The organism is Mitsuaria sp. BK037, assembly GCF_014193045.1.
In the GTDB taxonomy this organism is placed as follows: Bacteria; Pseudomonadota; Gammaproteobacteria; order Burkholderiales; family Burkholderiaceae_C; genus Roseateles.
The window spans coordinates 22,211-44,414 of the sequence record NZ_JACHYS010000001.1; the positions used below are offsets into that span (position 1 = coordinate 22,211).

The following is a 22,204-nucleotide window of genomic DNA, read 5'->3' on the forward strand; positions in this document are numbered from 1 at the left end:
GCCCGCCGGCATCGCCAGGCGGGCTCTCTTTCGGTCCAGGCGCCCCGACGGGGCCCTCGGGGTCCAGCGCCCCGTTGGGGGCACTGGGCCGCCGGATTCAGTCGAACACCGGCGTCTCGACGCCCAGCACCTTGTGCAGCTTGGGGCTGGTGGTCGTGTACTGCAGGTGGACGCGCTTCTCGGGGTTGATGATCGGCATCGCGCCGAAGGCCGCCAGCGCGGCCTCGTGGAAGCCCGACAGGATCAGCTTCTTCTTGCCCGGGTAGGTGTTGATGTCACCCACCGCGAAGATGCCGGGCACGCTGGTCTGGAACTTCTCGGTGTCGACCTGGATCTGCTTCTTCTCCAGCGCCAGACCCCATTCGGCGATCGGGCCCAGCTTGGGCGACAGGCCGAAGAACACCAGCACCTGGTCCGCCGGGACCACGCGCGTGACGCCGTCGCCGCCGGTGATCTTCAGGCCCTTGAGCGCGTCCTCGCCTTCGTCCAGGTCGGCCACCTGGCCCACCATGAACTGCATCTCGTAGGCGTCGCAGAGTTCCTTCATCTTGGCCACCGAGGCCGGCGCGGCGCGGAAGCCGTCGCGGCGGTGGACCAGGATCACGCTCTCGGCCTTGTGCGGGTTGCCGTCGGCATTGCCGGCGCAGAAGTTCAGCGCCCAGTCCAGCGCCGAATCGCCGCCGCCGATGATCACCAGGTTCTTCCCGGCGAATTGCGCCGGGTTGCGCACGCGGTAATGGACCTGCGAGCCCTCGTACTTGTCGATGCCCTCGACCTTCAGGGTGCGGGGCTGGAAGGAGCCCACGCCGCCCGCGATGAAGATCGTCTTGGTCAGGAACTGCGTGCCCTTGCTCGTGGCGACGAAGAAGCGGCCGTCCTCCTGCTTCTCGACGGTCGTGACCTCCTGGCCCAGATGGAAGGTCGCGCCGAAGGGCTCGATCTGCTTCATCAGGTTGTCGGTCAGTTCCTTGCCGGTCACCACCGGCAGCGCCGGGATGTCGTAGATCGGCTTGTCGGGATACAGCTCGATGCACTGGCCGCCGGGATAAGCCAGCGAATCGATGATGTGGGCCTTGATCTCGAGCAGGCCCAGCTCGAACACCTGGAACAGGCCCACCGGGCCGGCGCCGACGATGACGGCATCCGTTTCGATCACGCCCGCGTGCGGGGCGGAGGTCGCTTCAGTCACTTGCGTTTCCATTCTTGTGAGAAGCAGCGGCCGGCAGGCTCCGGCGCCGCGAGATGAGGGGATCGGTCAGCGGACCAGCTGATCGACCTTGCCCGTCTTGTCCTTCCACTCGTCGGCATCGGGTAGCGGCGTCTTGCGCTTGGTGATGCTGGGCCACTTCTTGGCCAGATCCGCGTTCAGCTTGATCATGATCTGCTGGTCACCGGGGACGTCCTCCTCCGGCATGATCGCGTTCACCGGGCATTCGGGGATGCAGACCGCGCAGTCGATGCATTCATCGGGGTCGATGGCCAGGAAGTTCGGGCCCTCGCGGAAGCAGTCGACGGGACAGACATCGACGCAATCGGTGTATTTGCAGCGAATGCAGGCTTCGGTGACGACGTGGGTCATAGCGGCTCTTCTAGTGGCGGGGCCGGCGGGGGGCCCTCGAAATTCAGCGTCCCTGGCGGTCTCCAGGCGATTCCCGGACGGTGGGCTCGGTCGGCGCTGACGGAAAACGGCGGATTTTAAACGTTCGGGGTTTGCGCCAGCGCTTCCGGCCCGCGCGGCTCAAGGTCTTGGGACGGGGAAAGCGTCGCGTATTCGCCCAATCCGGGGTCGGAGGCCCGCTCGGGCGCGGTCGCCGGCGAGGCACCGGTGGCTGACGCCCGGTCCGGGACTGCCGCGCCCGCCGTGCCCAGTGGCGCGGCGCCCGCGCCGACGACGACCACCGTCGGCCGCCCCCGATGCAGCATCGACGCGGCGCCCAGCGTGGCGACCTCATGCTCGCTGGCCAGCGCGTCCGCGCAGCCGGCGCGGGACACGACGCTTACCGGTGCATCCGGCGCCCAGCCCGCGGCGAGCAGCCGGCGGGCAAGGGCGGCCAACTGCTGCCCGGCCATGTAGAACACCTCGGTGTCGGCGGACTTGGCGGCCTGGAGCTCGCCCTCGCGGGTCATCGCGGTGGTCAGCGCGACGCTGCGTCCGGCGCCGCGGCGCGTCAGCGGACGGCCGGTCTGCGCGGCCGCGGCAATCGCGGCGGTGACGCCGGGCACGATCTCGTAGCCGATGCCGGCCTCGGCCAGCGCCTGCAATTCCTCTTCCAGCCGGCCGAACACGCTGGCGTCGCCGCCCTTGAGCCGCACCACGAGCGCATGGGCCTTCGCCTCCCGCACCAGCGCCGCGTTGATCGCGGTCTGCTTGGTCGAGTGGCAGAAGCCGCGCTTGCCCACGTCCAGCCACCGCGCCTGGGGCGCGAGCTCGCGCAGCGCCGGGTCGGTGAGGGCGTCGAACAGCACGACCTCCGCCTGCGCCAGCGCCCGCGCGCCGCGCAGCGTGATCAGGTCGGCGGCGCCGGGTCCGGCGCTGACGAAGAGGACGCGTCCCATGGCGGTCTCCTGGACGGTGTTCAGCGGACCAGCAGCGCGCCGCTGGTGCGGTTGCTGGTGGGATCCACGACGATCAGCGCGCCGCCGACGCGGTTGTCCGCATAGGGCTGCAGCGGCAGCTCGGCCTGCAGCTCCACGGTGACATGGCCGATCTCGTTGACGGAGAGTTCATGCGCCTCGGTCTCGGCCAGGGTCTGGATGTCCAGGCGGTGGTCGATGGCGGTGATGCGGGCCTGGACCCAGCGGTTGCCGTGGCGGACCCAGTACTTGCGGCCGATGACGGCCGGCTCGGTGTCCAGCCAGGCGAGCGTGGCCTCGAAGGCGCGGCGCGGCGTCGCGGCGCCCGGCGCCACGATCCAGTCGCCGCGCGACACGTCGACCTGGCGATCCAGCAGCAGCCCGGCGGATTCGCCGGCCACCGAGGCGGCCACCGGCTCGCCGGCGCGGCGCAGCTCGCCCACCACGGCGGTCTGGCCGCTCGGCAGGATCTGGACCTCGTCGCCGACCTGCACCTGGCCCTGCGCGATGCGGCCCCACAGCACGCGGGGGTTGTTGCCGGTGCCGTCGCCATCCTTGGCCACGTACTGCACCGGCAGCGCGAGCGGGGCTTCGACGGTTTCCTGCACGGTGGGCAGCGACTCCAGCACCTGCAGCAGCGAGGGGCCGTCGTACCAGTCCGCCTCGAGCGGCTGGGTGACGTTGTCGCCGCGCAGCGCGGAGACCGGCACCACCGCGGTGACCTGGATACCGGCCGCCGATGCGAACTTCTCCAGCGCGGCCGAGACCTTGCGGAACGCGTCGCCCGGATGCGCGGCGGCGTCGATCTTGTTGATCGCGAAGACGATGCTGGGCACGCGCAGCAGATGGGCCAGCAGACTGTGGCGGCGCGTCTGCGGCAGCAGCGGGACGTCGTCCACCGACAGGTCCAGCTTGGTCACGTCGACCAGCACCACGGCGGCATCGCTGCCGGCGGCGGCGGTGACCATGTTGCGGGTGTACTGCTCATGGCCGGGGGCGTCGGCAATGATGAACTTGCGCTGCTTGGTCGCGAAGTAGCGGTAGGCGACGTCGATCGTGATGCCTTGCTCGCGCTCGGCCTCCAGGCCGTCGGTGATCAGGCTCAGGTCGATGGGCTGGCCGGCGGCGCGCTTGGCCAGCGTGTCGAGCTGGTCGGCCAGGATCGCGCGGCTGTCGAAGAGCAGACGCCCGATCAGCGTGCTCTTGCCGTCGTCGACGCTGCCGGCGGTCAGGAAGCGCAGCGCGCGGTGCGTGGTGTCGACGTCGGATTGATGGATCTTTTGAACGGCGGTCATCGGGACTCCTGCCGGGCCGCCCCAAAGGAGGCCCGCGCCCCCTCGGGGGGCAGTGAACGAAGTGAGCGTGGGGGCGTCGTCATTTCAGAAGTAGCCCTCTTTCTTGCGGCGCTCCATGGAGGCGTCGGAGGTGCGGTCGTCCATGCGCGTGGCGCCGCGCTCGGAGACGGTCACGGTCAGCGTCTCGGCGACGATGTCGGCGGCGCTGGCGGCGGGGCTCTCCACCGGGCAGGTGCAGGTCATGTCGCCGACGGTGCGGAAGCGCACCTGCGCGGTCTCGACGGTCTCGCCGGCCTCGGGTGGCGTGACCTCGGTCAGCGGCACCAGCAGGCCCTTGCGGCGGATCACCTGCCGGTCATGCGCGAAGTACAGCGACGGCAGCGGGATGTTCTCGCGCGCGATGTAGAGCCAGACATCCAGCTCGGTCCAGTTGCTGATCGGGAAGGCGCGGAAGTGCTCGCCCGGGCGGATGCGGGTGTTGAAGAGATTCCACAGCTCGGGCCGCTGCTCCTTGGGCTGCCATTGGCCGAAGCTGTCGCGGTGGCTGAAGATGCGCTCCTTGGCGCGGGCCTTCTCCTCGTCGCGGCGGGCGCCGCCGATGAGCACGTCGAAGCGGTGCTCCTCGATGGTCTCCAGCAGCGTCACCGTCTGGTGGCCGTTGCGCGACTCCAGCGGATGCGACAGGCGGATCGTGCCCTTCTTGATCGAGTCCTCGAGATGGCCGACGACCAGACGCTCGTCCATCTCGGCGACGCGGCGGTCGCGGAACTCGATAACTTCAGGGAAGTTGTGGCCGGTGTCCACGTGCACCAACGGGAAGGGCAGCTTGCCGGCGAAGTCGTTGCCGGCGATGCGGCGCTTGAAGGCCTTCTCGGCCAGGCGCAGCACGACGCAGGAATCCTTGCCGCCAGAGAACAGCAGGGCGGGGCGCTCGAAGGCCGCGGCGACCTCGCGCAGGATGAAGATCGCTTCCTCTTCGAGGTGGTCCAGATGGCGGTGGTCCGCCAGCGGCAGCAGTTGTTCGAGGTTCACGGGGGCGTTCATGCCGAGGCTCCGGAGGTCTCAGGGGAATCGGTGGATTCGGGGGTGTGGGTCGCGTGCAGGCCGCATTCCTTGGACGAGTCCTCCCACCACCAGCGGCCGGCGCGGAAGTCCTCGCCGACGGCGATCGCGCGCGTGCAGGGCGCGCAGCCGATGCTGGGCATGAACTGGTCGTGCAGCGGGTTGTAGGGAACGTCATTCGCCTGGACGTAGTGCCAGACGTCGGCCCAGGTCCACTCGGCGAGCGGATTGATCTTGGTGCGGCCCTGGCCATCGTCCTCGCGGAACGGGACCTCGGCGCGGTTGGCGCTCTGCTCGCGGCGCAGGCCGGTGATCCAGGCGCTGCGGCCGGCGAGCATGCGCGCCAGCGGCTCGAGCTTGCGCACGCCGCAGCAGGCCTTGCGCAGCTCGACGCTGCGGTACATCGGCTCCTCGCCGTTGGCGCGGACGAAGTGGACCACCTGCTCGCTGACCGGCGCGAAGACCTCGACGGCCAGCCCGTAGCGCGCCTGGATGCGCGGGATCAGCGCCAGCGTTTCGGCGTGCAGCTTGCCGGTGTCGAGCGTGGCCAGCGCGATGGGCAGGCCGTGGCGCGCGATCAGGTCGGTGATGACCATGTCCTCGACGCCCAGCGAGGTCGACTGCAGCGCGCCGGGGCCGAAGTCGGCGGCGGCCTGCTTCAGCACCTCGACCGTGCGCGCGAGGCGCTCGTCGAAGCCAGCGGTCTTGCGGGCGTACAGGCCGATCGCGGAGCCGACCCCGGTGCCGGGCAGCGCGGACACGCCCAATGCGGCCGCGTCATTGCCGCCGATCGGCGTGAAGTCCAGCGAGGACAGCTCGCCGCTCATGCTCAGGCCTCCGCCTTCTGGCTCGTGGCGCCGGCTCGCGCGAACAGCGGACGGGTCTCGTTGACGTCGGCCTGGTAATGGCCGGGGAAGAAGGTCAGCGCGCGTTCGGCCGCTTCCAGGTTCTGGTCGCCGCGCAGCTGCACGGCGTCGACGCCGCAGCGCTGCAGCAGCGGCAGCATGTCGACCAGCACCTCGCCGATCGCGCGGACCTCGCCGGCGAAGCGCAGCCGCGAGCGCAGCACGTGGGCCTGGCTGTAGGCGCGGCCGTCGACCCACTTGGGGAACTGCAGCACCACCAGCGCCAGGCGCGGGAGGTCGGCCTTGAGCTCGGTCACGTCGACGTCGTTGGGCAGGATCACGCCGGTGGCCAGGCCTTCCGGCCAGGTGTCGCGCACGGCATGCCACTGCTCCAGCGTCAGCAGCTTGTGGTCGGCGGCGGCGGGATGCGGCTGGGGGCCGTCCTCGCCCGCGCAGGTGTGCCAGGGGTCTTGGGCCTTGGAAACGAACTTCATGGTGCGGCGGCTCAGTCGGTGGTCTGCTTGGCGGTGGTGCGGCGGATGCCGTTGGTCGCCTGCTTGAAGGCGTCCAGGCCGATGCGGCGCACCGTCTGGAGGAAGCGCTCGCCGGCTTCGCGCTCGCGGCGGTAGGTCGCGATCACGGCCTCGACGGCGTCGGCCGCCTCGTCGGCCGCGAAGGACGGACCGATCACCTTGCCCGGCACCGCGGGGCCCGACAGCGTCGAGCCGTCCGAGCCGCCCAGCGTGATCTGGTACCACTCGCTGCCGTCCTTGTCGACGCCGAGCACGCCGATATGGCCGCTGTGGTGGTGGCCGCAGCTGTTGATGCAGCCGCTGATGTGCAGGTCGATGTCGCCGATGTCCCAGAGCTCGTCCAGGTCCTGGAAGCGCTCGGTGATCTCGGCCGCGACCGGGATCGAGCGGGCGTTGGCCAGCGCGCAGAAGTCGCCGCCGGGGCACACGATCATGTCGGTCAGCAGGCCGATGTTGGGCGTGGCGAAGCCCTGTGCCTTGGCGGCTTCGTAGAGTGCGGGCAGGTCGCTTTCGCGCACCCAGGGCAGCAGCAGGTTCTGGTCGTGGGAGACGCGCAGCTCGCCATGGCTGAAGCGGTCGGAGAGGTCGGCGGCGGCGTCCATCTGCGCGTCGGTGATGTCGCCGGGCGGCAAGCCCAGGCGCTTGAGCGACAGCGTCACCGAGCGGTAGCCGCTGACGCGGTGGGCGTGGACGTTGCGCTCCAGCCAGCGGCGGTAGGCCGGGGCGGCGCCTTCGAAGATGTCGATGCCCGGGGCCGGGGTCACGCCTTGCGGCTCGACGAAGCTGGCGGCGACGCGGGCCAGTTCGGCCTCGGGAATGATCTGCTCGTGGCTGCCGGCGTCGTCGTTCAGGATGGACTGGTACTCGGCGTTGACGGCGTCGAAGTAGGCCTGGCCTTCGGCCTTCACCAGGATCTTGATGCGCGCCTTGTACATGTTGTCGCGGCGGCCGAAGCGGTTGTACGTCCGCACGATCGCCTCGAGGTACAGCAGGATGTGCTGCCACGGGACGAAGGCGTTGATCTCCTGGCCGATGATCGGCGTGCGGCCCATGCCGCCGCCGACGAAGACCTGGAAGCCGACCTCGCCCGCTTCGTTTCTGCGCAGCTGCAGGCCGATGTCGTGCCAGCCGATGGCGGCGCGGTCTTCCTTCGCGCCGGAGATCGCGATCTTGAACTTGCGCGGCAGGAAGGCAAATTCAGGATGCAGCGTCGACCACTGGCGCAGCACTTCGGCGTAGGGGCGCGGGTCGATGAGTTCGTCGGCCGCGACGCCGGCGGTGACGTCGCTGGTGATGTTGCGGATGCAGTTGCCGCTGGTCTGGATGCCGTGCATGTCGACGTCGGCCAGCAGGTCCATCACGTCGGCCGACTGCGGCAGCGGGATCCAGTTGAACTGCAGGTTCTGGCGCGTGGTGAAGTGGCCGTAGCCGCGGTCGTGCTCGCGGGCGATGCGGCCGAGCTGGCGCAGTTGCTTGGACGACAGCACGCCGTAGGGGACGGCGATGCGCAGCATCGGCGCGTGACGCTGGATGTACCAGCCGTTCTGCAGGCGCAGCGCGCGGAAGTCGTCGTCGGGGAGCTGGCCGGCCAGATGGCGCTCGAGCTGGTCGCGGAACTGGGCCGCGCGGGCGTGGACGAACTGGCGGTCGAAATCGGTATAGGCGTACATGGCGTCAGCTGGGCCCCGGCCGGGTTTCAAGAAGGGCCCGCCGCGTCATCTGACACCGCGGCTGGCGCCCTGGGCTGGCCGGGAGTCTGGACTCTATGAACGCTTTATATATATGAGAACTACAAATTCGTAGATTGCTTATGGCGAGATAAGCATATGAATGGAGCTGCAAAGGCGCTTGCGGCCGCCGGCCGCGTGCTCAGGCGGTCGCCAGGCGGCGCAGCGCGGCAAGTTGGTCCTTGATCCGCGGCGGCAGCGGCTCGGCTCCCGCGAGGATCGCGCGAATCAGCGCGGCGTTGTCCGCCGGCTCGCAGGCGGTGGACAGCGGCCAGTCCAGATCCTCATTGCTTGGCGGATTGAGATCGATCGCTTGTCCGTCCGCGAAGCCTTGCAGATGCGCCTTGCGCCGCAGATGCAGATAAGCCTCGCCCTCGCTGGCCCGCATCAGCAGCGCCCGGCCGTCGCCGGCGCTCAGGACGGGCAGGGCCGTCCCCATGCTGTCGACGTATTCGGGATGCGTCACCGCCACCACGCGCACGCTGCGCCCGGGCAGCGGATCCAGCAGCTTGGCCACGCTGTGGCTGCTGTTGCGCAGTCCCAGCCGCGGACGCAGCGCCATCATCGCGTCGAGTCCCGGATGGATCGCCGCCGTCGGAAGGATGGCGAGCCGATCCGCTGCGAGCCGCTGCCCGGCTTCCCCGACGTCCCCCGCCACCGGCAGCCCCAGGGCCTCGAACAGCTCGAACGGACTGATGCGGCTGTCGAAGTCATGCCGGCCGTGGATCAGCACCGGGATGCCTTCCCGCGCCAGCAGCATCGCCACCAGCGGCATCAGGTTGGCCTGCTTGCGGGCGCCGTTGAAGGTGGGCAGGACCACCGTGCGCGGTCCCTCGGGGGCCGGGACGCGCGCCGCGCCGGCCTGCATGGCCTCGACGAAGCCCAGCAGCTCGTCCAGGCTCTCGCCCTTGATGCGCATCGCGATGAGGATGGCGCCGCGCTCCAGATCCGGCACGGTGCCGTCGAGCAGCTGTCCGAAGAGCTCGCGCGCCTGCTCGCGCGTCAGGTCGCGGGCGCCGCGCGCGCCGCGGCCGATTTCCTTGATGAGCGGGGCGTAGGGAGCGGAGTCCACGGCAGGTCGGTGCGAAGCGCGGGGGCGGAACAAGCGCCGCATCTTAGCCAGCCCGGCGTCCGGGAACGCAGGAGGTGGAACGGCCCGCGCGGGCCGTTCCGCACCCGGGCGGCCGCGTCATCGGCCGCCCGGGCTCACGATCAGAACACCGAGCGCAGCACCACGCTGAACGCGCGGATGTTGGCTTTCTCCTTCGCCAGCTTGGCGCGGGTGAAGTCCGCGCCCAGGCCCACCGAGTAGGTGTCGTTCAGCGCGAAGGCGGCACCGAGGCCGAGGTAGGGCTGGACCGAGCGCTCGCGGGCGCTCTGGGTGGTGATCTTGTTGTCCCAGGTGCTGGCCTTGATCTGGTTCCAGGCCACGCCGCCGCGAGCGTTCAGGCTCAGCCGGTCAGTCAACGGATAGCGATAGACGCCGCCGATGCCCCAGCCGCTGAGCTTGGCGCGGGCGCCGTTGACCTCGTCGCCGGCCTTGACGCGGGCGTAGTCCAGCCAGCTCGCTTCAACGCCCAGGCCGCCACCGAACAGGTAGCCCAGGCTCAGGCGCGAGTCGACGTCGGTGGCATCGCATTTGGGCAGGTCGCGGCACTGGCCGTTGACCTTGCCGGTGCCCAGCGAGGCTTCGAGATACACCTGCGCCTGCGCCGCGCCTGCGCCCACGGCCAGCGCGAGCACCAGAAGGGAAGGGAACGGAGAGAACTTCATGCGGGATTGCTTTCGTTGGATTGAAAAAGAAGCGCCAGCGCGAAGCTGGCGAATCGGATTCTTGAAAGGGCAACCCAGGGCGTAAATCGCATCCATCAGGCAGCGTGGCGTCGTGACTGACTCATGCAAGGGGGAAGGATCTGTGGGTGGGTGGAAGGCGGCGTTGACGGTGTCTTCGGAGCGCAGACCGCGCACGCCAGCCGACGCACACGCGGACGCGAGAGCGGACGAAAAAAAGCCGGTCCAAGGACCGGCTTGCTTGCGCGTGGAGCGCCGACGGGCAAAGGCGCTCAGGCGGCCAGCGGCGTGATCACCGGGGCCGGCGCGGCGGCGCCCGTGGCGATGCCGACGCCTTGGGGCTGCGCCGGCAGGCCCAGTTCGCCGAACAGGTCCTTCGGGTCGGCCATGTCCGGCACCAGCGCCAGGTCGCGGCCCAGTCCCAGGGCCAGCGCGCGGTCGCGCAGCCAGCGCAGCGTGGCGAAGTCCTCGAGCGCGAAACCGACCGAGTCGAAGACCGTGACCTCCTCCGCCGAGCGCCGGCCGGCGGCCTCGCCGCGCAGCACGCGCCAGAACTCGGTGACCGGGAAGTCGGCGGGCATCTGCTGCAGGTCGCCTTCGATGCGCGATTGCGGCTCGTACTCGACGAAGACGCTGGCGCGCTCCAGCACGCCGCGATGCAGTTCGGTCTTGCCGGGGCAGTCGCCACCGACGCCGTTGATGTGCATGCCGGGCTCGACCATCTCCGGCGTCAGGATGGTGGCATTGCGCTTGTCGGCGGTGACCGTGGTGACGATGTCGGCGCCGCGCACCGCTTCGGCGGTGTCGCGGCAGCGGACGACCGTCAGACCCTCGATGCGCGACAGGTGGCGGACCAGCTTGTCCGTCGCCGCCGGGTCGACGTCGAACAGGCGGATCTCGGCGATGCCCAGCAGGTGGTGGAAGGCCAGGGCCTGGAACTCCGCCTGGGCGCCGTTGCCGATCAGCGCCATCACGCGCGAGTCGCGGCGGGCCAGGTGTTGCGCGGCGAGCGCCGAGGTGGCGGCGGTGCGCAGCGCGGTGCTGAGCGTCAGCTCGGACAGCACCTGCGGGGTGCCGGTCGCGACATCGGCGAGCACGCCGAAAGCCATCACCGTGGGCAGGCCCACGAGGTGGTTTTTGGGGTGACCGTTGACGTACTTGAAGGTGTAGAGCGCGGCGTCGGAGATCGGCATCAGCTCGATCACGCCTTCGTCGGAATGGTTGGCGACGCGGGCGCTCTTGTCGAATTCGGCCCAGCGGACGTAGTCGTCGGCGATGTAGCGGGCCAGGGTCCGGAAGCTGTGCGCCAGGCCGTCGTGGCGGACCACGCGGGCGACGTCGGGGGTGAGGAGCAATCGGGTCGTCATCGGCCGTCTCATGGCAGTGGGGATGCCTCCATTCTTCGGATCCGCGTGTCAGCAGGAAGCCAAACAACTGATCAATAATCGAAGCCGATTGAGCATTTCGGCAGCACTGGCTGTCGAAATGACGTGAAATCCGGGTTAACCCTGGGCGCTGTGCGCGCATCCGCGCCGGACATGCGCCACGGTGGTGCGGCCCGGCCGCGACTTCCGGGAGCCTCCATGGACACGCTGGACCATCAACTCATCGCGCTGCTGCGCCAGGACGCCCGCGCCAGCATCGCGACGCTGGCGCACAAGCTGAAGGTGTCGCGGGGGACGGTGACCAACCGGCTGACGCGCCTGGAGGACAGCGGCCAGATCGTCGGCTACACCGTCCGGCTGCGCGCCGACGTCGCCCAGCCGCACATCACCGCCTGGATGAGCATCGCCGTCGAGGGCAACCGCACCCGCGAGGTCGTCGGCATCCTGCTGGGCGAGCCGGGCGTGGCCGGGTTGTTCGACACCAACGGCCGCTGGGACCTGCTGGCCGAGTTGCGCGCCGACAACCTCAGCGAGCTGGCCGAGATCCTGGAGCGGGTGCGCCTGATCAAGGGCATCGGCGCGACCGAGACCAGCATCCACCTGCAAACCTACAAGCTGTCCTGACGCGACGTCCGGCAACGTCCGGCGGCGCCCGGTCGCGCACCACGCGTTGCGTCAGCGCTTCGCGGGCGGCGCGTCGTCGTCGGGTTCGGGCGCGTCGGGCTCGAGCTGGAAGTGGCCGTCGCGCAGTTCCATGCGGGTGCGCTGCACCACCGGGCGCGGCGCGGGGCAGTCGCCTTCGTTGAAGCGCAGCACGATCTCCACGCGCGGGCCGCGGCCGGGGCTCAGCACGCTGACGCCCGAAGTCTGCGGCGCCGCGCCCGCGCCGCAGGCCTGCGGGCCGGGCTTGTCGTCGAAGCTGAGTTCGGCGCCGAGCTGCAGTTCGCCATCGCGTTCCAGCACCAGGCGCTCGCTGCGGCTCTCGCGGCCGCGGTCCTGGTCGTGGCGCCGGCTGCGCAGGATCCAGCGCTGTTCGTCGAGCTGCAGCAGTTGCAGGTCCTCGTCGCCCGAGCCCGGCGTGCCGGCCATCAGCAGCGGGCCCTTGGCGCGCAGGCGCCAGCGGCCCTGCGCGTCGGCGGCCAGCACCGCCGCGCCGAGCGCCGGCACGCAGGCCGGGCAGCGGAACTGCTCGCGCGGTCCGGGCGTCAGCTGGTAGACCAGCATCAGCTTGTCGACGTCCTGCTCGACGTAGCGCGCGCGGAAGACCTCGCGCACTTCGGCGCGCAAGGTCGGCGAACGGCCGCCGAAGAAGGCGGCGACGCGCGCGTCGCGCCAGCTGCTGCCGCCGTAGACCATCTTCATCGCGAGTTCGGGCTTGGGCGGTTGCTCGATGGCCACGGGGAGTTGCGCGAGCGCGTTCGCGGCGGCGAGCAGCAGCGGCGCGGCGGCGCCCAGCGCGAAGGCTCGGGACGAGACAGGGAGGAAGGCGGGGCGTTGGAACACGTCGGCGGCGAATCGGAGGTACCAGGGGGCGATCATCGCCGAGTGCTGGAGTGAAGGCGGGGCAGGGCCGAGGCAAGGGCCAGGCTGAGGGCCGGAAGCAGGGGCGGGAAGGCGGCGGTACAGTCGCCGCCCATGAGCCGTTCCGACACCTCGCCGCCGGTGATCCGCAGCCTGCTGGAGACCGACCTCTACAAGTTCACGATGTGGCAGGCGATGCTGCACCGGCATCCGCAGGCGCAGGCCGAGTACCGCTTCGCCTGCCGCAACACGCCGCAGTACCCGCTCGCGACGCTGGTGGCCGACCTGGAGCGCGAACTGGACCACCTGTGCGCGCTGACCTTCCGGCCGGACGAGCTCGACTACCTGCGCGGCCTGCGCTTCATGAAGCCGGACTTCATCGACCTGCTGCGCATCTTCCGTTTCCAGCGCGTCTTCATTTCGGTGCGCGCGGACGGCGAGCGGCTCGAGATCATCGTGCGCGGCCCGCAGGTGCATGTGATGGGCTTCGAGATCTTCGTGCTGGCGATGGTCAACGAGCTGTACTTCCGACGCTTCGATGCCGCGCCGGCGATCGAGGAAGGCCGGCGCCGGCTCAAGCGCAAGGTCGAGACGGTCCGTGCCTTCGTCCGCGACGAGGCGCCGCGCCGCCACCCGTTCCAGTTCTTCGACTTCGGCCTGCGCCGGCGTTTCTCCGGCGCCTGGCACGAGGAGGTGCTGCGCACGCTGCGCGACGAGCTGCCGGAGACCTTCCGCGGCACGTCCAACGTGCTGCTGGCCAAGGAGCTGGGGCTGGTGCCGATCGGCACGATGGCGCACGAGTACCTGCAGGCCTACCAGGCCACCGGCGTGCGGCTGCGCGACCACCAGAAGGCGGCGCTCGAGAACTGGGTGCAGGAGTACCGCGGCGACCTGGGCATCGCGCTCACCGACGTGATCGGCATGGACGCGTTCCTGGCTGATTTCGACCTCTACTTCGCCAAGCTCTTCGACGGGCTGCGCCACGATTCGGGCGATCCGGTCGAATGGGGCGAGAAGGCGCTGGCGCACTACGAGCAGCTGCGCATCGACGCCAACACCAAGCGGCTGGTGTTCTCCGACGCGCTGGACATGCCCAAGGCGCTGGCGCTGTACCGGCATTTCGCGGACCGCGTCCAGCTGGGCTTCGGCATCGGGACCCAGCTCAGCAACGACATGGGGCTGCCGACGCTGAACATCGTCATCAAGCTGACCCACGTCAATGGACAGCCGGTGGCCAAGCTCTCCGACAGCCCCGGCAAGACCATGTGCGAGGACCAGACCTTCCTGGCCTACCTGCGGCAGGTGTTCAAGGTGCCGAGTCCGCGATAGGCGCACGCGTCCTGCGACGGTCGCTGGCCGCGCTCAGTCCCGGTGCGCCGTGATGCGATGGATCACCGGGCCCGCCAGCAGCGGCGTGGGCTTGCCCTCGACCCAGTCCTGGTGCCCCGCGCCGTAGAACGGCGACATCGGATGGCCGCTCTGCCCGCCCGCCATCGACAACCAGCCTTGTTCCTCGCGGCCCGGCGAGACGACCAGCCGCTCCGACTGCCCGAAGGCCGGCCCGGCCACATGCGGCAGGTTGCTGTCGCCCGACTGCGGCACCGACGGCATGTCCAGCCAGCGCGACAGCGCCGGGATCGCCTTGGCCAGCGGATGCTGGATGCGACTGGCGTTCTGCGCGCCCCAGGTGGCGCCGCCGAGGTTGCCGTCCGGCGCGATTTCGCGGGCCGCGGCGTCCAGCTGCGCCAGCAGCAACGCATCCCAGCTCGCGTAGGCCGCCGGCAGCAGGTGCCCGGGACGCTCGTCGAGCGCGCGCGCCGCGCTGTACTCGAACTGGTTGCGCCAGCGGATGCGGCGCTTCGGGTCGAGCTGCCGATCGCCCAGCGCGGGCAGCGTCCACGCATCCCACAAGGTATCGAGCACCCGCAGCCGCGCCTGGCGCACCAGGCGGTAGGCGGCCGAGTCCGCGTCGGCGCGCCCGTTCCAGTTCTCGAGCAGCTGCACGAACGCGCGGTGCGTCGGATGGGTCGCGGCATCGCTGCGCGCCACCGCCAGCAGCCGAGCCGCCCAGGTCTTCATGAAGCGCGCCTCGTCGTCGTGATGGATCGCGCCGATCGAGGCTTCGTCATGCTTGTCGCGCGCCGAGAGCCGGTCGCGGATCTGCTGTGCGCGGGCGCCGAGATCGAAGCCGCCGTCGCCGAGCAGCTCGCCGGGCGCGCCATCCAGCTGGCGGTTGTTGGCGGTCCACAGCTGGCCCTGCGCCGGCGAGAGCACCTGCGGCGCCCGGTCCGGGTCGAGCCACTCGCGGCGCATCGCACCCGGCGCGACGAAGCGCCCGAACCCCTCCGGCAGCCCCGGCTGCGCCCACAACCGGCCGGCGATGGTCCAGCCGATCTGGCCGTCGCGGTCGGCGGCGATCAGGTTCTGGTGCGGCATGCCGGCGCGCTGCGCCAGCCCCAGCGCGTCGCTGACATGGCGCATCCGCAGCATCCGGTCCAGCTCGAGGTTGTAGGCCGCGCCCTGATGCGCGACCCAGTGCAGCGCGAAGCGGCGGTCGCCGTCGCTGGCCACGATCGGCGCGCCGTCGATCTCGCTGACCGTCATCGTCACCGCGGGGCCGCCGTGGACCTCCAGGGTCTCGATGTGCGTCGAGCTCTTGGCGTCGGGCGGCACCTCGACCCAGTCGAACCACTGGCCGTAGGCATTCGTGAAGCCCCAGGCCACCGCGCCGTTGCTGCCCACGACCATGGCCGGCAGGCCCGGCAGCGTCACGCCGGCGGCGCGCAGGCCGTTCGCGCCGCTGCCGATCTGGAACTGCGCGCGGTACCAGATCGCCGGCACGCCCAGGCCCAGGTGCATGTCGTCGGCCAGGATCGCGCCGCCGTGCGTCGAGCGCGAACCGGCGACCGCCCAGTTGTTGCTGCCCAGCACCGGCGGCTCCGCGCGGGCGCTCGCCGGCGAGGCCGCGGGACCGGGGACGGATGCGCTGGCCGGCGCCTCGGGCGCTGGAGCGCGACGCAGGTCCAACTGCTCGGGCGTCGGCATCGGCGGCGGCGCCAGCTGGCTGCCGTCGAGCGCCGCGTCCCAGCGGCCGCCCCGCGGGCTGAGCCAGTCGAAGACCGCGTCGCCGGCGCGCTCGCGCAGCACCGCGCGCTCGAAGCCGGCCTCGAAGCTGGTCCCCTGCAGCATGAAGTACATCTCCGCGATCACCAGCAGCGAGTCCACCGGCGTCCAGTCCTGCGGCCGCGCGCGCAGCAGCAGGTAGGGCCAGGGCCGCATCGGCAGCGCATGCAGCCCGGCGTTGACGCCCTCGGTGTAGGCCAGCAGCAGCAGCCGGTCCTCGCCGGAAAGCTGCTCGAAGCGATCGGTCAGCCGCGCCCGCAGCCGATGCACGCGCCGCGTGCGATCGCGCTCCAGCGCCTTGTCCCCGAACAGCGCGGACAGCTCGCCGGCGGCCGAGCGGCGCGTCAGGTCCATCTCGAAGAAGCGTTCCTGCGCATGGGCGAAGCCCAGCCCGCGCGCCACGTCCAGCCGCGTGCGGCCCTCGACGACCAGCGTGCCGAGCGCGTCGCGGCCCAGGCTCACCGGCGCGCTCAGGCCGGGGATCGCGGCGTCGCCGTCGAGCTGCGGCAGGCTGGCGCGCACGCTGGTCCAGACGCCGAGCGCCAGCGCGATCAGCAGCAGCGGCAGCCCGATCAGGGCCCGCACCAGCCAGCGTCGGGGCGCGCCGGGTCGGCGGTGGCTGTCCTTGGCGCTCTTGTCGTTCATCGATGGGCTCTCCGCTTGCGGGCCGGGATTGTGCGTGCGCCTGGCAACAGGATCGCTACAGCGTTTCCCTAGAATCCCGCGCCATGTTCCGAGACGACCGCGACCCTACCAAATCCGCCGGCCTGCCGCCCGAGCCGTCCCGTCGCCGCTGGCTGCTTGCCGCCGGTGCCGCCGGCCTGGGCGTGCTGGGCGGCTGCACGACGCTGTCGCCCACCAGCGCGCCGACGCCGGTGGTGACCACGCCCGACCCCGAGCTGCCCACGCCGGTCACGCCCAAGCCGGTGCCCAAGCCCCCGCGCCTGGGCCTGGCGCTGGGTGGCGGCGCCGCGCGCGGTTTCGCCCACATCGGCGTGATCCAGGTGCTGGAGGAAAACGGCATCAAGGTCGACCTGGTCTGCGGCACCTCGGCCGGCAGCCTGGTGGGGGCGCTCTACGCGGCCGGACGCAGCGGCAAGGAGCTGCAGACCGTCGCCGAGGCGATGGACGAGGGCGCGATCACTGACTGGACCTTCCCGATGCGCGGCCTGATCCGCGGCGAGGCGCTGGCGCGCTACGTCCGGCAGATGACCGGCAACCGCGGGCTGGAGCAGCTGCCGCTGCCGCTGGGCATCGTCGCGACCGACCTGGGCGACGGCTCGCCCATCCTGTTCCGCCAGGGCGACGTGGGCACCGCGGTGCGGGCGTCCAGCGCGGTGCCGGCGGTGTTCCAGCCGGTGAAGATCGGCAACCGCGAGTACGTCGACGGCGGCCTGGTGGCGCCGGTGCCGGTGCGCTTCGCCCGGCAGATGGGCGCGGAACTGGTCATCGCCGTCGACATCGGCGAGCCGCCCGATCCCAAGATCCCCGGCGACGCGATGCGCATGCTGCTGCAGACCTTCTCGATCATGGGCAAGTCGATCAACCAGTACGAGCTGCAGGGCGCCGACGTGGTGCTGCGGCCCAAGCTGGACGGCTTCAGCGGCTCGGACTTCAGCACCCGGCGCCGCGCGATCACGCTGGGCCGCGAGGTGGCGACGGCGATGCTGCCGGAGATCCGCCGCAAGATCGCCGCGAAGACGCGCTGATCGGCGGGAGCGGGGCGCCTAGAGGCGCTCGCCGCGCGCGCTGGCCTCGATCAGCTTGTTCAGCCGGGCCAGCTGGGTCTCGGGCTTCTTCGCGCTGAGGATGTGCCAGATGCTGGTGCGGCGGTAGCCGTCGGGCTGCTGCTGGAAGAAGGCCCAGGCGACCGGATGCCGCATGAAGACGACCTCGTGGGCCGGCGTCAGTTCCACCAGTTCCTTGGGCTGCTCGAACGCATAGACCCGCGAGCGCTCCTCCTGGCGGCGCTCGAAGGCGGCCAGCCCGGCCGGCTTCATGCGACCTTCCTGGATCAGCGCCTCGGCGCGGGCGATGTTGACCGCGCTCCAGATCGACACCGCCTTGCGCGGCGTGAAGCGGATCTTGTAGCGCTTGTCGTCGATGCGGGTGCGCACGCCGTCGATCCAGCCATGGCAGAGCGCCTCGTCGACCGACTCCGGCCAGGCGAGGCTGGGTTCGCCGGTGGCGCGCTTGTGGAAGCCGACCACGACCTCGGTGGCCGTGGCGGCGTGCTGGTCGAGCCAGTCGCGGAACTCGGCGGCGCTGGCGAAGAAGATCGGGGTGCGGGTGGCCATGGGCCGCGAGTATGCCCCGGTACCGGGCTCGGCCTGGCAGCAGCGCCGGTGCCCGTGGCGCGCGTTTTGCCCTTGGACAGGAAGCGCCGGTCGCCGTGGGCGCGGCCGCCGCCGCCGGACGCGTCGGTCGCCGTCGGCCCGCGAGGAGGGGTTGGGGTCAGCTTTTTGCGTACGTGTACGCAATGACGAAGGTCCCGTCCCTGCGCGGGTTCACGAGGATTGGATGCGGTCTCCAGCGTGAGATAACGTACGCCGACAATAACCTTTGAATGCAGGAACGCCGTGGCACACATCGATCAGCACACCGACCGCGAGCGGCCCCGGCTGCGCCGCGGCCCCGCCGAGATGGCCGCGCTCAAGCGCGAGATGCTGGAGCGCGCTCGCAAGATCTACCGGGACGAAGGCGTGGAGGCGCTGAGCATGCGGCGCCTGGCGCAGGAGCTGGGGATCTCGACGATGGCGATCTACAGCTACTTCGAGAGCAAGAAGGCGCTGCTGGACGGGCTGTGGATCGAGGTCTTCGAGGCGCTGACCGACGAGCTGCTGGACGCCTCCAAGGACCAGCGCGCCCCGCGCAAGGTACTGGAGGCTCACACCCGCTGCCTGCTGGACTTCTGGGAGCGACATCCGGAGCAGTTCCGGATGATCTACATGTCGCTGACCCAGACGGGCTCGCTGGAGGAGATCGGCCAGTCGCAGCAACCGGTCTACAACCGGCTGCTGGGCCTGATGCGGGAGCGGGTGGCGGCCTGCGCGCCGGAGGGCTTCGAGCCCGATGAAACCGCGATCCGGCTGATCTGCGACCAGATGTCGGTGCGCACCATGGGCTACCTGATGATGGTGATCGGCCTGCCGCGTTACCCGCTGTACGACCGCGAGGCGCTGCGCGAGTTCACCGTGCAGGGCGTGCTGCGCGACGTGGCGGACCAGTTCGCCCGCTTCGCCTCGGGGGCGAACGCGGCGACGCCGGTGGTGTCGTACGGCGACTGATCCGCACCAAAAAAAAGCCCAGCATGAAGCTGGGCTTGAAGGGCACTTGGGAAGCCAAGCTTCCTTGGGTACCGAGGAGACAACCGTTGCGGCAACTCTCGAAACGCTCAGGCCGTGGCGCGCTTGGCGGTACGGGTGGCGTTCTGGGTGGCCTTCACCGCCGTGCTGGTCACGGCGTTGAAATTCGATTCAGCGATCTCGGAGGCCTGCTTGGCAGCCTTGTGCAGGCTTTCGTAAGCGTTGTTGGCCGCGGCGACCGCCGACTTCACCAAAGCAACAGCATTTTCCGTGCCAGCCGGGGCGTTCTTGGTCGCGTTGTCGACGACGGCGCCGAACTTGACCTGGGCGTCGGCGACTTGCGACTCGGCCAGCTTGACAAATTCCGACGAGGTCGACGAGGCGATGTCGTACAGGTGACGGCTGTAGGCGACGGCCTTCTCGGCGGTCGGTTGCAGCAGCGAGGCCTGCAGGGCCCACAGTTCCTGCGGATCCTTGACCGTGATGGCCTGCTGGGCGGTTTCGGCGGCTTCGCCGAGCGCGGTCTTGGCGACCTGCAGGTTCAGCTCGACCAGCTTCTCGTAGCCTTCGAAGGCCTTGGCCGTCAGGCCGAACAGGGAAGCTTGCAGGTTCTTTTGTTGGTCGAGCACTTGGTCAGCGGTCAGCATGCGAGATCTCCTTTGAGAGTGATGTCAGCCAGGGGAAATGCGGCAGGCTGAGCGCCGTTGCTGACCTTTGTTGCGGTGCAGCATGAACTCAGTATAGGACCGTCGACGACGATTGCAAGCACTTTTTGTGCATCGCAGCAAAATCCGGGAAACCGGCCTGACGGCGCGGCACGGCGGGCTCTGCTAGCGTCCCGGACCATGCTTGCCTTCCATTACGACCATTTGACGCTGGCCCTGCCGCCCGGGCATCGCTTCCCGCAGTCCAAGTACCAGATGCTGCGCGAGCGGGTGGAGCGCGAGCCCGGCGTGATGCGCCCGCGGGTGGCCGAGGCGGCCGGGATCGAGGCGCTGGCGCTGGTGCACACGCCGGACTACATCGACGCCGTGATGCACGGCACCCTGAGCGCGGCGGCGCAGCGCGAGATCGGCTTCCCCTGGGGGCCGGCGCTGCCGCGGCGCTCGCTGTGCTCGGTCGGGGCGACGATCGCGGCGGCCCGGGCCGCCCTGGAAGAGGGCGTGGCCGCCAGCCTGGCGGGCGGGACGCACCATGCGTATGCGGACAAGGGCAGCGGCTTCTGCGTCTTCAACGACGTGGCGGTGGCCGCGCGCCTGATGCAGGCGGATTGGCACCGCCGCCATCCGGGGCGCCCCGGCCTGCGGGTGCTGGTGGTGGACCTGGACGTCCACCAGGGCAACGGCACGGCCAGCATCTTTCAGGACGACGACAGCGTGTTCACCTTCTCCGTCCACGGGGAGAAGAATTTCCCCTTCCGCAAGGAGGCGAGCGACCTGGATGTCGGCCTGCCCGACGCCTGCGGGGACGCGGTCTACCTGGACGCGCTGCAGACCGCGCTGGCCGAGGTCTGGCGGCGCCTGGCCGACCGCCCGCCGGGGCTGGCCTTCTACCTGGCCGGCGCCGATCCGCACGAGGGCGACCGGCTCGGCCGCCTCAAGCTCAGCGCCGACGGGTTGCTGCGCCGCGACCGGATGGTGCTGGACGCGCTGGTCGAGCGCCGCATCCCGGTGGCGCTGAGCATGGCCGGCGGCTACGGCGAGGACCTGGCCGTGACCGTCGAGGTGCAGATGCGCACGCTGGGCGCGGCGGCGCAGGCCTGGGCGCGCTGGCGCGACAGTAGCCCGCGCGACACCTGACCCCGCGCGGCGGTGGAAGAATCGCCGCCATGTCCTCCATGTCCGCCAACCACCCCGGCGCCTCCACGCCCGAGCCACGCCCGGCCCCCGAGCCGCGCCAGGCCTTCGCCCGTTTCCAGCCGGTGCCCACGCGCTGGATGGACAACGACGTCTACGGCCATCTGAACAACGTCGTCTACTACAGCCTGTTCGACACGGCGGTGAACCGCTACCTGATCGAGCAGGGCGCGCTGGACCTGCACCATGGCACCGTCATCGGCCTGGTCATCGAGACGCACTGCAACTTCTTCGCCTCGCTGGCCTTCCCGCAACTCGTGGACGCTGGCCTGCGGGTGACGAAGCGCGGCCGTTCCAGCGTCCGCTACGAGATCGGCCTGTTCGCCGAGGGCGAGCCGCTGTGCGCCGCGCGCGGGCACTTCGTCCACGTCTATGTCGACCGGGAGACGCGCCGCCCGGTGGACGCGCTGCCCGACACCTACCAGCAAGCGCTGCGAGCGCTGGAGATGCCATGACCCTGCCCGACCCGCTGCCCAATCCGTTCACGCCGCCCACGCCCGAGCAATCCGCGGCGGTGGACGCCGCCATCGTGACCCGCCATTCGATGCGCGCCTTCCTGCCCACGCCGGTGCCGCGCGCGCTGATCGAGGAACTGCTGGCCGTGGCGGCGCGGGCGCCCTCGGGCACCAACACCCAGCCCTGGCAGGTCCATGTGCTGACCGGTGGCGCGAAGGAGCGGCTGGTGGCGCGCATCCAGTCGGTCTACGACGACCCGGAGGAACTGGCCACCCACAGCGAGGAGTATGCCTACTACCCGCGCGAGTGGGTCTCGCCCTACATTGATCGCCGCCGCAAGGTCGGCTGGGACCTGTACGGACTGCTGGGCATCACCAAGGGCGACAAGCTGCGCATGCATGAGCAGCACGGCCGCAACTACCGCTTCTTCGACGCGCCGGTGGGCCTGATGTTCACCATCGACCGGGTGATGCAGCAGGGCAGCTGGCTGGATTACGGCATGTTCCTGCAGAACATCATGGTGGCGGCGCGCGGCCGCGGCCTGCACACCTGCCCGCAGGCGGCCTTCACCCAGTTCCACCGCGTGATCGCCGAGGAATTAGGCCTCGCGCCCAACCAGCAGGTGGTCTGCGGGATGTCGCTGGGCTACGCGGACCCGGCGGCGATCGAGAACACGCTGGTCACCGAGCGCGATCCGGTGGCCGCGTTCACCCGCTTCCTCGAGTGAGGGA

At 70.3% G+C, this 22,204-nt stretch carries 22 protein-coding genes; 7 read left to right on the forward strand and 15 right to left on the reverse strand.

The features are described 5' to 3' along the window. Nucleotides 1-97: 97 nt before the first annotated feature. From FHT37_RS00085 to FHT37_RS00135, 11 genes are all read right to left on the reverse strand, one after another. Nucleotides 98-1,189 (reverse strand): NAD(P)/FAD-dependent oxidoreductase, encoded by a 1,092-nt coding sequence (locus FHT37_RS00085; RefSeq protein WP_404932389.1) that lies wholly within the window; start codon nt 1,187-1,189, stop codon nt 98-100. Between the two features lie 66 nt (nt 1,190-1,255). Further along, entirely contained in the window at nt 1,256-1,579 is a 324-nt protein-coding gene (fdxA, locus tag FHT37_RS00090; RefSeq protein ID WP_091722144.1) for a ferredoxin FdxA, read from the reverse strand. A gap of 116 nt (nt 1,580-1,695) precedes the next feature. Next, nucleotides 1,696-2,556, reverse strand: coding sequence for a uroporphyrinogen-III C-methyltransferase (cobA, locus tag FHT37_RS00095; RefSeq protein ID WP_183478445.1), 861 nt, complete (start codon nt 2,554-2,556; stop codon nt 1,696-1,698). A gap of 20 nt (nt 2,557-2,576) precedes the next feature. Beyond that, nucleotides 2,577-3,869, reverse strand: coding sequence for a sulfate adenylyltransferase subunit 1 (locus FHT37_RS00100; RefSeq protein ID WP_183478446.1), 1,293 nt, complete (start codon nt 3,867-3,869; stop codon nt 2,577-2,579). Nucleotides 3,870-3,953: 84 nt separating this feature from the next. Then, complete coding sequence (gene cysD, locus FHT37_RS00105) at nt 3,954-4,913, reverse strand: sulfate adenylyltransferase subunit CysD (RefSeq protein WP_147241469.1); 960 nt, start codon at nt 4,911-4,913, stop codon at nt 3,954-3,956. Beyond that, nucleotides 4,910-5,758, reverse strand: a complete 849-nt coding sequence (locus FHT37_RS00110) for a phosphoadenylyl-sulfate reductase (protein WP_183478447.1) — start codon at nt 5,756-5,758, stop codon at nt 4,910-4,912. Before FHT37_RS00110 ends, cysD begins: the two co-directional genes overlap by 4 nt. Before the next feature lie 2 nt (nt 5,759-5,760). Further along, entirely contained in the window at nt 5,761-6,270 is a 510-nt protein-coding gene (locus tag FHT37_RS00115) for a DUF934 domain-containing protein (RefSeq protein ID WP_091722165.1), read from the reverse strand. An 11-nt stretch (nt 6,271-6,281) separates the two neighbouring features. Beyond that, complete coding sequence (locus FHT37_RS00120; RefSeq protein WP_183478448.1) at nt 6,282-7,979, reverse strand: nitrite/sulfite reductase; 1,698 nt, start codon at nt 7,977-7,979, stop codon at nt 6,282-6,284. 199 nt (nt 7,980-8,178) lie between these two features. Beyond that, on the reverse strand, nt 8,179-9,108 hold the full coding sequence (gene ybiB, locus FHT37_RS00125; protein WP_221210932.1) for a DNA-binding protein YbiB: 930 nt from the start codon (nt 9,106-9,108) through the stop codon (nt 8,179-8,181). A 140-nt stretch (nt 9,109-9,248) separates the two neighbouring features. Then, nucleotides 9,249-9,809, reverse strand: a complete 561-nt coding sequence (locus FHT37_RS00130) for an outer membrane protein (protein WP_183478450.1) — start codon at nt 9,807-9,809, stop codon at nt 9,249-9,251. A gap of 290 nt (nt 9,810-10,099) precedes the next feature. After that, a complete protein-coding gene (locus FHT37_RS00135; protein ID WP_183478451.1) occupies nt 10,100-11,194 on the reverse strand; it encodes an ornithine cyclodeaminase in 1,095 nt (364 codons plus the stop codon). Nucleotides 11,195-11,410: 216 nt separating this feature from the next. Between FHT37_RS00135 and FHT37_RS00140 the strand changes: the two genes are divergently transcribed. Then, nucleotides 11,411-11,836, forward strand: a complete 426-nt coding sequence (locus tag FHT37_RS00140; protein WP_091722186.1) for an Lrp/AsnC family transcriptional regulator — start codon at nt 11,411-11,413, stop codon at nt 11,834-11,836. A gap of 51 nt (nt 11,837-11,887) precedes the next feature. Here the strand turns inward: FHT37_RS00140 and FHT37_RS00145 are convergent, their stop codons facing one another. Continuing rightward, on the reverse strand, nt 11,888-12,751 hold the full coding sequence (locus FHT37_RS00145) for a hypothetical protein (RefSeq protein ID WP_183478452.1): 864 nt from the start codon (nt 12,749-12,751) through the stop codon (nt 11,888-11,890). A gap of 96 nt (nt 12,752-12,847) precedes the next feature. Here FHT37_RS00145 and pncB point away from each other — a divergent pair, with 96 nt between their 5' ends. Further along, a complete protein-coding gene (gene pncB, locus FHT37_RS00150; protein WP_183478453.1) occupies nt 12,848-14,062 on the forward strand; it encodes a nicotinate phosphoribosyltransferase in 1,215 nt (404 codons plus the stop codon). 33 nt (nt 14,063-14,095) lie between these two features. On the opposite strand, the gene FHT37_RS00155 is transcribed toward pncB, so the two are convergent. Then, on the reverse strand, nt 14,096-16,501 hold the full coding sequence (locus FHT37_RS00155) for a penicillin acylase family protein (RefSeq protein ID WP_183478454.1): 2,406 nt from the start codon (nt 16,499-16,501) through the stop codon (nt 14,096-14,098). A gap of 83 nt (nt 16,502-16,584) precedes the next feature. Here FHT37_RS00155 and FHT37_RS00160 point away from each other — a divergent pair, with 83 nt between their 5' ends. Next, nucleotides 16,585-17,565, forward strand: coding sequence for a patatin-like phospholipase family protein (locus FHT37_RS00160; RefSeq protein ID WP_183478455.1), 981 nt, complete (start codon nt 16,585-16,587; stop codon nt 17,563-17,565). Nucleotides 17,566-17,583: 18 nt separating this feature from the next. Here the strand turns inward: FHT37_RS00160 and FHT37_RS00165 are convergent, their stop codons facing one another. Next, nucleotides 17,584-18,153: a YdeI family protein gene (locus FHT37_RS00165; RefSeq protein WP_183478456.1), complete on the reverse strand. Its 570-nt coding sequence runs from the start codon at nt 18,151-18,153 to the stop codon at nt 17,584-17,586. Between the two features lie 282 nt (nt 18,154-18,435). Between FHT37_RS00165 and FHT37_RS00170 the strand changes: the two genes are divergently transcribed. Beyond that, complete coding sequence (locus FHT37_RS00170) at nt 18,436-19,143, forward strand: TetR/AcrR family transcriptional regulator (RefSeq protein WP_183478457.1); 708 nt, start codon at nt 18,436-18,438, stop codon at nt 19,141-19,143. Nucleotides 19,144-19,250: 107 nt separating this feature from the next. Here the strand turns inward: FHT37_RS00170 and phaP are convergent, their stop codons facing one another. Continuing rightward, entirely contained in the window at nt 19,251-19,808 is a 558-nt protein-coding gene (phaP, locus tag FHT37_RS00175; protein WP_091722216.1) for a TIGR01841 family phasin, read from the reverse strand. 198 nt (nt 19,809-20,006) lie between these two features. On the opposite strand from phaP, the gene FHT37_RS00180 reads away from it, so the two are divergent. The 3 genes from FHT37_RS00180 to FHT37_RS00190 are packed head-to-tail and all read left to right on the forward strand — an operon-like array spanning nt 20,007 to nt 22,200. Continuing rightward, a complete protein-coding gene (locus tag FHT37_RS00180) occupies nt 20,007-20,960 on the forward strand; it encodes a histone deacetylase (RefSeq protein WP_183478458.1) in 954 nt (317 codons plus the stop codon). 29 nt (nt 20,961-20,989) lie between these two features. Further along, nucleotides 20,990-21,472 carry a thioesterase family protein gene (locus tag FHT37_RS00185; protein WP_183478459.1) on the forward strand — a complete coding sequence of 161 codons (483 nt, stop codon included), beginning with the start codon at nt 20,990-20,992 and terminating at the stop codon, nt 21,470-21,472. After that, nucleotides 21,469-22,200, forward strand: a complete 732-nt coding sequence (locus FHT37_RS00190) for a nitroreductase (protein ID WP_183478460.1) — start codon at nt 21,469-21,471, stop codon at nt 22,198-22,200. The genes FHT37_RS00185 and FHT37_RS00190 overlap by 4 nt, the downstream gene beginning before the upstream one ends. The last annotated feature ends 4 nt before the right edge of the window (nt 22,201-22,204 follow it).